General features: G+C 70.1%; 6 protein-coding genes. 2 read left to right on the top strand and 4 right to left on the bottom strand.

Going from position 1 to position 15,304, the window contains the following annotated elements; translation table 11 throughout:
- Nucleotides 1-160 precede the first annotated feature (160 nt).
- Nucleotides 161-1,897, bottom strand: a complete 1,737-nt coding sequence (locus tag G6N18_RS01160; RefSeq protein ID WP_083001241.1) for an ABC transporter ATP-binding protein — start codon at nt 1,895-1,897, stop codon at nt 161-163.
- Complete coding sequence (locus tag G6N18_RS01155; protein WP_083001242.1) at nt 1,894-3,720, bottom strand: ABC transporter ATP-binding protein; 1,827 nt, start codon at nt 3,718-3,720, stop codon at nt 1,894-1,896. Before G6N18_RS01155 ends, G6N18_RS01160 begins: the two co-directional genes overlap by 4 nt.
- Before the next feature lie 106 nt (nt 3,721-3,826).
- On the opposite strand from G6N18_RS01155, the gene G6N18_RS01150 reads away from it, so the two are divergent.
- Nucleotides 3,827-4,687, top strand: a complete 861-nt coding sequence (locus G6N18_RS01150; RefSeq protein ID WP_083001243.1) for an LLM class F420-dependent oxidoreductase — start codon at nt 3,827-3,829, stop codon at nt 4,685-4,687.
- Here G6N18_RS01150 and G6N18_RS01145 read toward each other — a convergent pair.
- Entirely contained in the window at nt 4,679-8,179 is a 3,501-nt protein-coding gene (locus G6N18_RS01145; protein ID WP_264007135.1) for a non-ribosomal peptide synthetase, read from the bottom strand. The two genes, G6N18_RS01150 and G6N18_RS01145, sit on opposite strands and share 9 nt — an antisense overlap.
- Before the next feature lie 100 nt (nt 8,180-8,279).
- Between G6N18_RS01145 and G6N18_RS01140 the strand changes: the two genes are divergently transcribed.
- Complete coding sequence (locus G6N18_RS01140) at nt 8,280-9,962, top strand: (2,3-dihydroxybenzoyl)adenylate synthase (RefSeq protein WP_083001245.1); 1,683 nt, start codon at nt 8,280-8,282, stop codon at nt 9,960-9,962.
- Nucleotides 9,963-9,979: 17 nt separating this feature from the next.
- Here the strand turns inward: G6N18_RS01140 and G6N18_RS01135 are convergent, their stop codons facing one another.
- A complete protein-coding gene (locus G6N18_RS01135) occupies nt 9,980-15,184 on the bottom strand; it encodes a type I polyketide synthase (RefSeq protein WP_083001246.1) in 5,205 nt (1,734 codons plus the stop codon).
- Between the last annotated feature and the right edge of the window lie 120 nt (nt 15,185-15,304).

The raw sequence follows: 15,304 nt of genomic DNA, 5'->3' as shown, positions 1-15,304 counted from the left end.
ACGCCCATGAGCTCCTCCGTTGATTTAGCGCAGGCTGTCCTAAGTCGGAAGTGAGGTTACCCTATCCTTCGCGGCGCGCAGACGCCTACGTGCGGTACCGAACACGTGATTTCGGCGCGCTGCTGATCGATCAGCGACCAGTAGCGCGCCCAAATCGCAGCTAGTCGCCGGCCGCCGCCATCACCCAGCCCGTCGCCGCCACGCGCTGGCTCCAGAACCGCGCGTACCGGCCGCCGCGCTGCATCAGCTCGGTATGGGTGCCCTGCTCCTCGACTGCTCCGTTCGGGGAGAGCACCACGATGTTGTCGGCGGCGGTGACCGTGGACAGCTTGTGCGCGATCACGATGACCGTGCTGCGCTGCGCAAGGGTCCGGATGGATTCGGCGACGTGGTGCTCGTTCTCCGGGTCGAGCGCGCTGGTCGCCTCGTCGAACAGCACGATGCGGGCGTTCTTGACCAGTGCGCGCGCAATCGACACGCGCTGGCGCTCGCCGCCCGACAGCGCCGAACCGCCCTCACCGACACGCGTCTGCCAGCCGGCAGGCAGCCGATCGACGACGGGAAGAAGCCCCGCCGTGCGCGCCGCCTCGACGATGTCCTCATCGGTGGCGTCCGATCGTCCGATGCGGATGTTCTCCCACAGCGTGTCGTCGAACAGGTACACGTCCTGGAAGACCAGCGACAGTTGAGCCATCAAGTCCGCGGTGAGCTGGTCGCGTACGTCGTGCCCGCCGACCCGGACCACGCCGGAGTCGACGTCGTAGAACCGGGCGATCAGCTTGGTGATCGTCGACTTGCCCGATCCGGACGGACCGACCAGCGCTGTCATGGTGCCCGGCTCAGCGACGAAGCTCGCGTCCGACAACACCGTGCGGTCCGCGTACCCGAACGTGACGCGGTCGAGTTCGACCCGGCCCGGCGCCGTCGCGGGGTTCGCGGTGGCCGGCTCGGAGAGCGATGGGGTGTCGAGGATCGACGTGATGCGCTCCAACTCCGCGGTCGCCAACCTCATCGCGGACCCGAGTTCGGCCAGCTGCGACAGCGGAGAGGCGAACCGGGCGGCGAGCCCGAGGATGGCCACCAGCGTGATCGGGTTGACGTCGCCGCGCACCGCAAGCCACGCCCCAGCCGCGATCAGCACCGAGAACACCGCCTGCACGGCGACGCCGTTCACCATCAACCCGGCCACCGACTGCCACAACGCGGCGCGCCCGGCCCGATGCTGGGCTTCCAGGGCGTCGCCCAGGGGCTTGTAATCGGCGCCGGTGCGGCCGAACGCCCGCAACACCGGCTGGTACCGCGCGAACTCGATCACCCGGTTGTTGACGTCGGTCGCCGAATCGTGGGTGCGCACCTCTGCGGTCGCGATCAGCCGGGACGCGAACCGGCCGCACACCACCAGCAGCACACCGCCGACCAAGGCGACGAGCCCGATACGCCAGTCGAAGAAGAACAGACCGGCCACCACGGTGACCGCGCTGACCGTGTTCACCACCAGCGGGGTGACCAGGTTGCCACCGCTGGTGCCGACGAAAACCGTTCCCTTGACCGCGATCTGGGACACCTTGCCAACAGTCTCGCGGGTGAACCAGCCCAGCGGGAGGGTGACCATGTGGTCGCCGATCCGGTGGTGCAGCAGGCGCATCGTGGTCAGCGCCATGCGGATCGCCAGCTTGGCTCCGATGTAGTTGAGCACCGATGCGACGAGCACCGTGACGGCCATCAGCGCCAACCACCGCGCGGTGGCGGCGTAGTCGCCGTCGAACATCGACACCGTGACCGGCACCAGCAACAGCATCACCACGCCGTGCAGGACGCCGTAGACCGTCACAACCGCAAGGAAGCTGAACATCCGGCCCCGCTGCGGGCCGAGGATCTGCAGAAAGCCCCGGATCATCTGGCCACCTCCCATTCGCGGGCATGACCCGCGGTGTAGCTCTGCCACATTCGCGCATACTGCGCGTCTGCGGCGAGCAGGTCGTCGTGTCGGCCCTGTTCGACGATGCGCCCGCGGTCCAGCACGACGATGTTGTCCGCGGACACGATCGAGCCCAGGCGGTGCGCGATCACCAGCACGGTGCGCCCGACGATGAGCCGCGAAAGCGCTTCCTGGATCTGGGCTTCCGAATCCGGGTCGGCGAACGCGGTCGCCTCGTCGAGCACCAGGATCGGCGTGTCGGCCAGCAGTGCGCGCGCAATGCTGACCCGTTGCGCCTCACCGCCGGAGAAGTGCGCGTCCTCGTCGACCACGGAGTCGTAACCGTTGGGCAGCTGCAGGATTCGATCGTGAATGCGGGCCGCCTGCGCCGCCGCCACGACCTCTTCGTCGCTGGCGTCGGCCCGGCCGAGCCGGATGTTGTCGGCGACGCTGATGCCGAGAAGTTGCACATCCTGCAGCACGAACCCGACGTGGCGGTACAACTCGCCGGGAGCGATGTCGCGGACGTCGACGCCGCCGACGCGCACCGTGCCCGCGGTGACGTCGTGGAAGCGCGGCACCAGCGTCGCGAGCGTGGACTTGCCGCTGCCCGACGCTCCGACCAGCGCGGTGATCGTCCCGGCCGGCAGGGTGAGCGAGATGTCGTGCAGGACGGTGTTTCGGCCGTCGTAGGAGAACTGCACGTCCTCGAATCGGATCGAGTTGTCCCGCGGTACCTGGGGATCGCGGGCGACGGGCAGCGCGGGCGTGTCGAGCAGGCGCTTGAGGCGGCCCGCCGCGGCGGCGGCTTGCCTGCGGATGTGCGTCGAGTAGCCGACGGTCAGCACTGCCGCCGGAATCGTCACCGCGACCAGCGTCGAGCCCAGCACCTCGATCGGGGTCACCCAGCCGCTTCGGACGAACCAGTAGCCGCCGACGAGGTTGGCCAGCAGCAGCACGGGTGTGTCGATGAAGATCGACGACACCGCCTTGACCCGCACCAGCGGCCCCACCCAGCCGGCGAAGCTGTCGTTGAACTCGTCGGCGGCGTCGGCGAAGCGCTTGTGCGCCTTACCCGCTTCGCCGAAGGTCTTGACCACCGACACGCCGGCGATGAACTCGACGATGGTGGCGCTGATCCGTTCGACCCCCCGGTCCAGGCGCTCCATCTGTACCCGGGAATCGCGGCCCAGCGCGACGTACACGCCGATGTAGAACGGCACGGTGGCCATCGCCAACAGGCCCAGCCGCCAGTCCAGGTAGAAGCAGTAGATGAGCCCGAACAGCGGCGTGGCCAGCGCGCCGGTGTTCTCCACCGCCGAATGCGCGACCAGGAAGTGCAATTCGCCGACGTCGTTCTGCACGGCCTTGCGCACCTCGCCCGACGACCGGGTACCGAACCAGCCGAGCGGCAGCTTGCCGAGCTTGTCGACGATCCTCAGCCGCAGTGACCGCTGCAGGTCTACGTCGGCGAAATGCGTGATGGTCAAAGCGGCGCCACCGGCGAGCGTGCGCACCAGCAGCGCGACGATCACCACCGCCACGACGATCCACACCCTGGTCGGATCCGGCCGCCCGGCGGCGAGCAGCTCGCGACCGATCTCCACGATGCCGATGAAGGGCACGATGGTGGCGGCCGACGCCAGCAGTTGGTAGCGCGTCGCCCGCGAGCTGCGGGCCCGCGTCGGGGCGAGCAGCTGCTGCAGCGCGAGCTTGTCGTAGGTGGCGGCCCGCTTGGCGGCGTCCGGCGCCGCTTCCGGCGCGACGGGTTCGACGTCGAGCGCGGATTGCACAGCGGTCATGCACCCTCCAGGTCTAGTGGGTAAGGGTCGCCTAACCCTACCGGTCGGCTGACGGGCGCCGGTCGCTACGTAACGTGGGCCGTAGCTACGTAGGGAAGGACAGGGCATGGATATGGCCGGCGTCGGTGTGTGGAGTTCGCAACTGCGGTACGGCGACCAGGGCGAAGCGGCCGAGGCCGCCGCGGAACTCGAGGAACTCGGGTTCACGGCGCTGTGGATTCCCGACGTCGGTGGGCCCGTCCTCGATTCCGTCGAGCACCTGCTGTCGTCGACCAAGCAGGCGGTGATCGCCACCGGCATCCTGAACCTCTGGATGCACGAGCCCGCCGACGTGGCCGCCCGCTACGCATCGCTCACCGAGACACACGGCGAGCGGTTCCTGCTCGGCATCGGGGTGAGCCACGCTCCGCTGATCGACTCCAGGGAGCCGGGCCTGTACCGCAAGCCGCTGGCGGCGACCCGCGCCTACCTGGACGGAATCGACGCGACACCGCAACCGGTTCCGGTGGGCAACCGGGTGCTCGCCGCGCTCGGCCCGAAGATGCTCGAGCTGGCCGCGACCCGGTCGCGGGGTGCGCACCCGTATCTGGTCACTCCCGACCACACCCGCTACGCCCGCGAACAGCTCGGCGAGGGACCGCTGCTGATGCCCGAGCAGACCGTGCTGCTCACCACCGACGCCGACGAGGCGCGCGCACTCGGAACCGATTGGCTGCGTTCGTATCTGGCGTTGCCCAACTACGCCAACAACCTGTTGCGGTCGGGCTTCACCGAAGACGACGTGGCCTCGGTCAGCGACCGGTTGTTCAATGCGATCATCGCCTGGGGCGACGAGGAGGCCGTGCTCGAGCGGGTGCGCGAGCACCGCGACGCCGGCGCCGACCACGTCTGCGTGCAGGTGCTCACCGCCGATCCGCAGGAGTTCCCGCGCGATCAGTGGCGGCGTCTGGGCGCCGCCTTAGGCTGAGGATTCGAGTTCGGACAGCACGGCGGCGCTGTCCATCTCGGCCACCTCGAGGTACACCTCGGCCACGGCGTCAAGGCGCTCGGTGTCGGCTTCGCGGCCGATCAGTCGCTCGGCGAGCTTCGCCACGCGCCGAGCGGCGAACATGTCGGTGACCAACACGGTCGGGGTGTCGAGCCAGTCGCGGACGCGGGCGATCACCTGGGTCGCCAGCACGGAATCCCCGCCGAGAGCGAAGAAGTCGTCGTCGACGCCGACCTTGCCGGTCTCGATGTCGAGCACCTCGGCCACGATCGCCACCAACGCGGACTCCAACGGGGTGGCCGGCGCCCGATAGACCTGTGCTTCAGGCAGTTCGGCGTCGGCGAGCAAGCGCGCGACGGCCTGACGGTCGATCTTGCCGTTCACGGTGAACGGTATCCGGTCGGCCACCACGATGACCTTTGGGATCATGTGCGCCGGCACCAGATCGGCCATCGCCGCCGTGACGGATCGCGCATCGACGGCGGCGTCGTCGGTCCGCACCACCGCCGCCAGCACATCGCGTTCGCCGGGGATGACCGCGGCGACCGCGGCGTCGACTCCCCCGACGCGCTTCAGCGCGGCCTCCACCTCGCCGAGTTCGATGCGGTAACCGCTGATCTTCACCCGGTGATCGACACGACCGACGAACTCCAGCGTGCCGTCGGGAAGGTAACGCACGAGATCGCCGGTGCGGTACCAGGTTCGGCCGTCGTGCTCGACGAACTTCTCGGCGGTCAGGTCGGGCCGCCCGCGGTATCCGCTGGCGATGCCGCGTCCGGTGAACCACAACTCACCGGGCACCCAGTCCGGGCAGTCGGAGCCGTCGGCGGCCACCACGCGGCAAGCGTTGTTCGGCAACGGTGTGCCGTAGGGCACCGACGTCCAATGTGCGGGTGGGTCATCGACCTCGCAGATCGTGCCGTGCACGGCCGTCTCGGTCGCGCCGCCGAGTCCCGCGGCCCGCACTCCCGGCGCCGACCTGCGCAGGACCCGAACGAGTTCCGGACGCACCCAGTCGCCGCCGAGCAGCACCACCCGCAAGCCGGCCAGCCGGTCCCCGCCGACCTCGAGCAGCATGTCGAGCCAGCCGGGCATCCAGTTCAGAAATGTCACGCCGTGCTGCTGGATCAGCCGCGCCCAGGTGTCGGGGTCACGACGCTGGTCTTCGTCGACCACGACGACCGCACCGCCGGCGCGCAGCATCGCGAAGATCTCGAGTACCGACATGTCGGCTTCCAGCGACGCCAGCGCCAGGCTGCGGTCGCCCGCGTCGATGCCGAAGTGGTCGGTGACGAACTCGACGGTGTTCATCACCGCGTCGTGGGCCAGTTCCACCCCCTTCGGTTCGCCGGTCGAGCCCGACGTGAACAGCACGTAGGCAAGCGCATTCGGGTCGACGTCGGCGGGCTGCACATCGGTGGCGCGGGCGGTCGCCTCGGCGACGGTGAGCACCGGCACGTCGGCGTGCACCGTATCGGCGCCGCCGCACAACAACACCGCGGCCACTGCGCTCGAGTCGAGGATCCGCGCGGTGCGCTCCGCGGGCTGATCCGCGCCGATCGGCAGGTAGGCGGCACCGGCCGCGAGGATGCCGAGCGCCGCGGGGATCTGCTCGGCGCACTTCGGCCCGATCAGCGCGACCAGATCACCGGGCGCAACGCCGTTGTCGCGCAACGCCGCGGTGACGCCGAGCGCGCGGTTGCGCAGTTCGCCGTAGGTCAGGTCGCCGTCCCGGCTGAACACCGCGGGCGCGTCGGGGGCGACCAACGCTTTGCGGAAGAAGCCGTCGTGGATCGCCTCACCGCTGGGCGGCGCCGCCGCGCTGTTCACCGCCTGCCGCACGGCCCGCTGCGCCTCCGGCACGGCAGGCGGATCCGGCGCGTCCCAGGCGGCGTCGTCGGTGGCGAGCCGGCTCAACTCCGCGAGGTGGTAGGCGAACATCGCGTCCGCGACGCCCGGCCGGAACGCGTCGACGCGCACATCCCAGTTGATCATCAGGCCGTCCGCGAGGGGTGTCGCCTGCGCGTCGATCAGCACCTGCGGCCCTTGCGAAATCGTCCACACCGGGGCACCGAACTGGTCGGTGACGTCCCCGGCGAACAGGTCGCCGAGCCCGAGCGCGCTGGTGTAGACGATCGGGGCCAGCACCTGGTTGCCGCGGTGCCGGCCGAGGTCGCGCAGCACCGAGAGCCCGGAGTAGCGCCAGTGCCGGGCGGTGTTGTGCAGCGTCTCCTGCACTGCCCGCGCACGCTGCGCGGGTGTGCGCGTGTTGGCGAGGTCGATGTCGAGCATCAGCGACGACGTGAAACAGCCGACCAGCTTCTCGACGTCGGGGTGGAACGGCTCACGGCCGAACATCGGCAGGTTGAGCAGGAACCGCGGACCGCTCGACCAGCGGGCCAGCGCGTTCGCGTACGACGCCGCGACGGCCATCGCGGGCGTGATCCCGCGGCGGTGCGCAGCGGCGAACAGGGCGTCGCGGGTCGCGACGTCGAAGATGTGCCACAGGCGCACGCTGCGCCGGGGGTCGCGCTGCTCGGCAGGCGGAATGAGCGGCAGCGCAGGCGATTCGGGTAGCTCCGGTATCCGCTCGGCCCACCACTGCAGGTCTTCTGCGGACGGGCCCGGATCCGCCGCGGTCAGCGCGGCCCGGTATTCGCGGTAGGTGTAGCCGAGGCGGGGCAGGTCGCCGCCGCGGTAGAACACCGCGAGGTCGGCCATGAACTTGCGGTAGCTCACCGCGTCCGCGGCGTTCATGTCCATGTCGACGTGCAGCCGCGTCCGTCCGTCCGGGCGCAGTGACAGGCTCAACTCGAGGACGTCGCCGTCGAGGATCTGATGCGACTTGTCGTGCCGGATGGCCTCGAGGCGCTGTTCGGCCGCTTCGGGGTCCAGGTCGCGCAGGTCGTGGACCGTGACGGGCAGGCCGCGCTCGCCGATCCGCTGCGTGCCGTCCGGGAGGATCTCGACGCGCAACATCGGATGGCGGGCAACGAGTTTCGTCGCCGCGGCCTGCAGCCGCTCCGGGTCGACCCCGGCGCCGTCGAACTCGACGTACAGGTGCGCGGCCACCCCGCCGAGCTGCTGATCGTCGTTGCGGCCCAACCACATCGCGTGCTGCATCGGCGCCAACGGGAACGGTTCGTTCTCGTCGCCCTGGTGCGCAGGTTCGGCCAGCCGATCCGGGCCGCCGCCGTTGGATCGGCCGGACACCAGCGCCGACCACGCCGCGACGGTCGGGTTCTCCGCGAGCGCGGCGAAGTTGACGTCGATGCCCTGTTTGCGCCACCGCCCCGACAGCGACATCATGCGGATCGAATCGAGGCCGGACGCGATCAGGTCGGCGTCAGGGTCGACGTCGTCGGGACTCACGCCGAGAAGCTCGGCAACCTCCTCGCGGACGGTGCGGTCGGCCGGTCCCGGGGAAGGGGCGCTTTCCGTCGACGCCGGACCCGTTTCACCAACACCCACGCGTTCCTCCAGATTAGTACAGGCTGCCCTAACTAACCCGGGGAACGCTACCTTATATTCGAGACACCAAACACACCTACCCCGAGGGGCCGCATCCGCCATGAGCACCGGTTTCGAGCAGCGCGCGCCAGGAGATCGGCCGTTAGGGCACAGCGATTTCGGCGACCTCATGGCGGGGTTCGTGCCGTTCCCGCCCGACCGGGCCGAGGAGTACCGACGGGCCGGCTACTGGACCGATGAGCCGCTCGACTCGATCCTGCGCAACGCGGGCGCGGCGTGGCCGGCGCGCACCGCGGTCATCGACCCCCACGTCAGCTACACGTTCGCCGAACTGGACGCGCGGGCCGACCGCATCGCGGCGGCGCTGGCCGACCGCGGCATCGTCCCCGGTGATCGGATGCTTCTGCAGCTGCCCAACACCTGCGAGTTCGCCGTCACCCTGTTCGGCGTGCTGCGCGCCGGCGTCGTTCCGGTCATGTGCCTGCCGGGACACCGGTCCGCGGAACTGAACCACTTCGCCGCGCTCAGCGGTGCCGTCGGCCTCATCGTGCCCGACTCGATCGCCGGCTTCGACTACCGCGAACTGGCCGGGGATCTGGTAAGGGACAACCCGCAGCTGCGCCACGTATTCGTCGACGGCGAGCCCGGCCGATTCCAATCCTGGTCTGCGCTGGCCGATTTCGACGGCCCGCTGCCCGAGCGCGCGCCCGTCGACCCCGACGTGCCCGCGCTGTTGTTGGTGTCGGGCGGCACGACGGGCCTGCCGAAACTCATCGCCCGCACGCACAACGATTACCTCTACACCGCCAGGACAAGCGCGCAGGAGTGCCACCTGACCGGCGACGACGTCTATCTCGTCGTGTTGCCCGCAGGGCACAACTTCCCGTTGGCGTGTCCCGGCATGTTGGGTTCGATGACCGTCGGCGCCACCTCGGTTTTCACCACCGACGCCAGCCCCGAAGCCGCATTCGCGCTGATCGACCGCCACAAAGTGACGGTCACGGCGCTGGTCAACGCGCTGGCCAAGCTGTGGACCCAGGCTTGCGAGTGGGAGCCGGTGCTGCCGACGTCCCTGCGCCTGGTGCAGGTCGGCGGGTCGCGGATGACGCCACAGGAGGCCGAGTACATCCTGTCCGGGCTCACGCCGGGACTGCAACAGATCTTCGGGATGGCCGAGGGAATGCTGAACTTCACCCGCCCCGGTGATCCCGTCGACGTGGTGGTCAACACGCAGGGCAGGCCGATGTCGCCGCACGACGAGATGCGCGTGGTCGACGAGTCCGGCGCCGAGGTCTCACCCGGCGAGGAGGGCGAGTTGCTGGTCCGGGGTCCCTACACGCTGAACGGTTACTACCGCGCCGACGAGGCGAACGCGCGGTCGTTCACTCCCGACGGCTTCTACCGCAGCGGTGACCGGGTGCGAATCTTCGCCGAAGGTCCGCGCACCGGCTACGTCGAGGTGACCGGTCGCATCAAGGATGTCATCCACCGCGGCGGCGAGACGGTGTCGGCGTCGGATCTCGAGGAGCACCTTTTCGCCCACCCGGCGGTCTACGCCGCGGCCGCGGTCGCCCTACCCGATGAGTTCCTGGGCGAGAAGATCTGCGCCGCAGTCGTTTTCAAGGGTGCGCCGATCACGCTCGCCGAGCTGAACCAATATCTCGACGAGCGGGGCGTTTCGGCCCACTGCAGGCCCGACGTGCTGGCGCCGCTGCCGTCGCTGCCCAAGACGGCGGTCGGCAAGGTCGACAAGAAGAAGGTCGTCTCGCAGTTGGTGTCCTGAGCCGGCGGTGCGCCGCTTCAGGACATTTCCATCTGCTCCACCGACTCGGGCGCCCCGAGCAGTTCGACGATCCGTTCGCTGACGGCCGCCGCGGTCGGGTACTCCCACAGCAGCGTCGGCGGCAAGGACAACCCGGTCTGCTTCTCCAACTGTCGCAGCAGTCCGACGGTCATGATCGAGTCGACGCCGACCTCCACCAACGGCAGAGCGGTGTCGACGTCGCCCTCCGACACGCCCAACTGCGCGGCGACCGCTGCGGCGACGACCTGTGCGACGCGCGCCGGGTCAGCGTCGACCAGGCCGACCGCCGGTGAACCGTCGCCGCCGGACTCGTTAGTATCCGTCGGGGCCACGTCGGCCAGCATCGGCACCGCGGCGGCGGCCGGAAGTAGCGGCAGCACAACAATGTTCGGCTCATCGTGCCGCATTGCGAGGTCCAGCGCCCGCATGGCCTCGTCGGCCCCGACGGTGTCCATGCCCAGCGCGTCCAGTTGCGCGGCGACGAAGCCGGACGTCGAACCCATACCCAGGCCCCGCCACGCGGTCCAGGCGACGCTGACGGTGCGATCGCCGAGATTGCGTCGGTGCCGCGCCATCACGTCGAGGAACGAGTTCGCGCACGCATACGCGCCCTGGCCCGGGAAGCCCGCGAGGTAGCCGCACGACGAGAACAGCACCAGCCAGTCCAGTTGTTCGGGCGGAAACACCTCGTGCAGGGTCAGCGTGCCGTCGACCTTGGGCCGCATCGCCGCGGTGAAGTCGTCGGGCGTGGTGTTGACCAGCAGCGCGCCGGCCTCGACACCGGCCGCGTGAATGACTCCGCGCACCGGTGGCAGGTCGCGCAGCGCGGCACGCAGCGTGTCGGCGGCGCCGGGTGCTGCGATGTCCATCGCGACCACGCGCACGGAGACGCCCCGCTCCTCGAGCGCGGTGACGGTGCGCACCAACTCCGAATCCGCTTGCCAGACAGAGCGGTCCGGTATGCCGCGCCGCGACAGCAACACCAGCCGGCGCGCGCCGACGTCGGCCAGCCGCTGCGCCATCCGCAATCCCAGCACGCCGGTGCCGCCGATGATCACATAGGTGCCGCCCGCCGAGCACTGCAACGGCGCTCCGGTCCCCCGGCCCGCGTGCGCCAGGCGCGCCGACTGTGCGACGCCGTCTCGCAGCACCACGACGGGATGGCCGTGCACCGAGGCCAGCACGCCGACCGGAAGCCGGTCGTCGGCCACGTCGAGCACCCCGCCGAACACTTTGGGGTGTTCGGCGGCGGCAACTCTGGCCAACCCCCACAGCGGCGCATGTGCCACGTTCGCGCCCTCGTGCACGTCGCGGGTGAGGACCCACATCCGCGCCTTGGCCCCCTGGTCGAGCAGCGCCCGCAGCGTCTGCATCACCACGCCGACCGACCGCTCCGGCGAGTCGTGGCTGCGCGGAAGCACCAGCACCACGGCGTCGCGGTCCAATGACTCTGCGGTACGTGCGAGTTCGTCCGCGTCGTCGTGGAGCAGATAGGGCACCTCTGCTGCGGACAGGTCGCGCGTCACGAACTCACGGGTGGCGGCGTCACCGCCGACGACCACGACGGCCCCCGGCCGGCCGTCCGGTCGCCAAGTCACCGGCTGCCACGACACGTGATGCAGCATCCTGGACACGTCGCTACCGGAGGGGTTCTCGAGTTGCTCGAAGGACATCCCGGTCAGCGAGGCCAGCACCTTGCCGGATTCCTCGGCAAGCAGCACGTCGGTCGAGGTGGTGCCGGGCCTGCGCCGAACGTGCAGCAGCGCAACGGCGGGCGGTTGGCCGTGCACCCGGACCCGGTCGATGCGGGCGGGCATCCGCAACCGGGGCGGACCGTCGAACACGGTGGAGGCAGCCGACGTCGCGGCGTCCAGCAGCGGCGCCCAGGTGTCCGGTGCCGAGCGGTCAGCACGGGCGGCGACCCTGGCGAGCAGTTCGCCGTCGCCACCGTCCAATTCGAGGATTTCCCAGTCGAATCCCATCGCGGCGACGCCGAGCGTCGCGAGGGTGTCGACGACGTGACTCGACGGCAGCGCATCGCGACACCGCTCGCGGGCGGCGGGCTCGTCGAGCACCTCGCCGAGGAGGTCTTCGATGTCCTGAAAATCCCAGTCGGCGGCGGCCACCGCGCTGCTGTGGGTGAGCCAGCCGCCGTCCTCGGCGTCGTCGTCGTTGTCGACCAGGCGGGTGGCCAAGCTCAGCCCGCGGTCCTGCAGGACAACCTGCACGTCGCGGGCCCGTCCCGGTGCCACCGGGGTGCGCAGCCGGACATCGACGAGGTCTGCGCCTGCGCGGTCGCAGCGCACATCCAACTCTGCGGCCGCACGCAGGAACGTGTTGACGATGACCGCGGCCGGCACGATCTCGGTGCCCTTCACCGGATGGTTGCCCGGGTACGGCCGGCTGTCCAGGTCGACCCGGGTCTGCCACATCTTCGACGCCACCGCCCCGGTCACCTCGGTCCGGCCGCCGAGCAGAGTGTGGCTGTCGACGTCGTGCACGCCGCGCCCGCCCGGCGGAGGTGTCGGCGTGCGCCAGAACCGCCGATGCTGCCACTGGGTCACCGGCAGATCAGCCGCCCACGGTGCAGCGAGCAGCCCGGGGTCGACCGGCGCGCCGTGGCAGTGCAGTGCGGCGACTGCCGTTGCCACCGAGGGCATTTCGGGCCGGTCCCGGCGCAGCAGCGGGACGACGGCGTGCTGGTCGGCACCGGCCGCGGTGAGCGTCTCGGCGATCGAGTGCGCCACCACCGGATGCGCCGACACCTCGAGGAAGAGCCGATGCCCGTCTTCGATCGCGGCCGAGACCGCTTCGGTGAACCGCACGCGGTCGCGCAGGTTCGCCACCCAGTAGTGCTGGTCGCGGCGTGCACCAGACCGAGGGTCGGCCAATGCCGTTGTGTAAAGCGGGGTTTCGGGCGGTCGCGACGGCGGCAACTGCGCGGTGAGGCGGCCGAGTTCACCGGTGAGCGCGTCCATCGCGGGGCTGTGGAACGCGACGTCGGTGTTGACCCGACGCACCATCACGCCGTGATCGGCCCACTCCTGGCAGACCTCGTCGACGGCGCCGGTCATGCCGGATACCACCGTCGACTCCGGCGACGCGCTGATCGCGGCCACCACGTCGGTCCGTCCGGCCAGCCGCCGATGGGCCTCGCCGAACGGAAGGCGCACCAGCGCCATGGCGCCCTGTCCCATCACCGACCGGAAGCCCCGGGCGCGGTAACACGCAACCGCGGCGCCGACGGTCAGGTCGAACACGCCCGCGGTGACGCACGCGGCGACCTCCCCGACCGAGTGTCCGATCACCGCGGCAGGTGTGACACCGCGTGCCCGCAGCATGGTGGCCAGCCCCACCTGTATCGCGAACGTCAACGCCTGCACCCGGTCCGTACCGCCGAGGTGCCCGGTGCTCAGCGCCTCCCGCGCCGAGAACCCCAGCTCGGCAGCGAACACCGGGTCGATGGTGTCCACCGCGTCGGCGAATTCTGGTGCTGTGGTGAGCAATTCGCGGCCCATGCCAGCCCAGTGGGAGCCGTGCCCGGAGAACACCCAGACGGCGCCGTCGGCCGCGGTGGGCAACGCCGTCCCGGTCACCACAGCGGCATCCGGCACATCGTCGGCCAGGGCGGCCAACGCCGCGCTAACCTCGGCGACATCGTCCACATCGTCGGCGACCACCGCGGCGCGGACCGGTTCGTGCGAGCGGCGCGTCCACAGGGTGGCCGCGACCTCGGCGAGCGGTGGCGGGTCGCTTCGCAAGTACTCCGCAAGCGCACCCGCTTGGCTGCGCATCCGGTCGGCGTTGCGGGCCGAGACCGGAATGATCATGGACTGCTGCGGCTTTCGGGCCGTCTCGGTGGCTCCTCGGCTTGACGGTGCCTCCTCGAGCAGCACGTGCGCGATGGTGCCGCCGTAGCCGTAGCTGCAAACCGCGGCGCGTCTGGGCGCGTCGCCGGCACGGTCCCACGACTCGACCCGCACCGGGACCCGCAACCCGCTGTCGGCCCAGTCCACCGCGGGCGTCAGCGAGGTGAGGCCCGCCGTCGGCGGGATGGTCCGGTGATGAAGCGTCAGCGCGGCCTTGATGAGCCCGATCACCCCGGCACCACCTTCGAGGTGGCCGACGTTGGGCTTGACCGACCCGATGCGACACTTCGCGTCCTCGGGTCTTCCCACCCCGTAAACCGATGCGAGCGCCCGCACCTCGGTGGGGTCGCCGGATGGCGTGCCGGTGCCGTGTGCCTCGATGAAACCCACACTCTCGGGAGCGATGCCGGCGAATTGGCAAGCGCGGCGGAACATCTCGGCTTGCGCGTCGCCGTTGGGCGACATGATCCCGACGGTGCGCCCGTCCTGCGCGACGGCACCGCCCCGCACGACCGCGTACACGTGGTCACCGTCGCGGATTGCGTCGGCGAGGCGCTTGAGCACCACCACGCCCGCGCCTTCACCGCGCCCGTAGCCGTCGGCGGCGGCGTCGAAGGTCTTGCAGCGGCCGTCGGGTGCGGTGGCACCGGCCACGTCGAGCACTCGCGTCAGCCCTGGCCCGATCAACGCGCTGACCCCGCCCGCCAGCGCCAGCGACGTCTCACCGGCGTTCAGCATCTGGCACGCCTGGTGCACAGCGACCAGCGAAGCCGCGCATGCTGCGTCGAGAGCCACGCTGGGGCCGCGCAGGTCGAGCAGGTGAGACACCCGGTTGGCGATGCCGCACAGCGACGTGCCGATCCCGGTCCACGCTTCGATACCGGGCAGGTCCTCCATGATCAACTTGCCGTAATCGTCGGAGTTGACGCCCATCAGCACCGCGGTGTCGCTGCCCGCCAACGACTTCGGCGGAACACCGGCGTGTTCGAGCGCCTCCCAGCTCACCTCGAGCGCCAGCCGCTGCTGCGGATCCATCAGTTCCGCCTCGCGCGGTGACACCCCGAAGAACTCGGCGTCGAAGCCGGGCAGGTCGTCGAGGAAGGTCCCCCACCGCGTGACGTCCTTGAGCACCGCGGCGTTGCGCGGGTCGCGGCGGAGGTAGGGCTCCCAGCGCTCCTGCGGCACCTCGCGGATGTCGCTGCCGCCGTCGAGCAGGAACTCCCAGAACTGTTCGGGCGTGCCGATCGAACCGGCCACCCGGCAGCCGAGCCCGATGATCGCGATCGGCTCGGGTCGTGTGGAGTCGTCGGTTGTGGCGTCGGTGTCGGTCACGTCAGGTGAGTCCCGGACTCTGGATAGCCTTGCCTAAGAAGCCACACACCATGGCCGCAATACTGGCATATCCGGGCTGGTTTTTGGGATCTACAAGGACTGCTCGGAGGTGGTGCCGGT

It is taken from the genome of Mycolicibacterium celeriflavum, from assembly GCF_010731795.1.
In the GTDB taxonomy this organism is placed as follows: Bacteria; Actinomycetota; Actinomycetes; order Mycobacteriales; family Mycobacteriaceae; genus Mycobacterium; species Mycobacterium celeriflavum.
The sequence above is the reverse complement of the archived record's forward strand: the minus strand, read 5'-3'. Positions and strand labels throughout refer to the sequence as shown.

What these genes read in the sequence shown, in the direction of transcription:
- G6N18_RS01160 (WP_083001241.1), bottom strand. Translation starts at nt 1,897, where the DNA reads ATGATCCGGGGCTTTCTGCAGATCCTCGGCCCGCAGCGGGGCCGGATG.
- G6N18_RS01155 (WP_083001242.1), bottom strand. Translation starts at nt 3,720, where the DNA reads ATGACCGCTGTGCAATCCGCGCTCGACGTCGAACCCGTCGCGCCGGAA.
- G6N18_RS01150 (WP_083001243.1), top strand. Translation starts at nt 3,827, where the DNA reads ATGGATATGGCCGGCGTCGGTGTGTGGAGTTCGCAACTGCGGTACGGC.
- G6N18_RS01140 (WP_083001245.1), top strand. Translation starts at nt 8,280, where the DNA reads ATGAGCACCGGTTTCGAGCAGCGCGCGCCAGGAGATCGGCCGTTAGGG.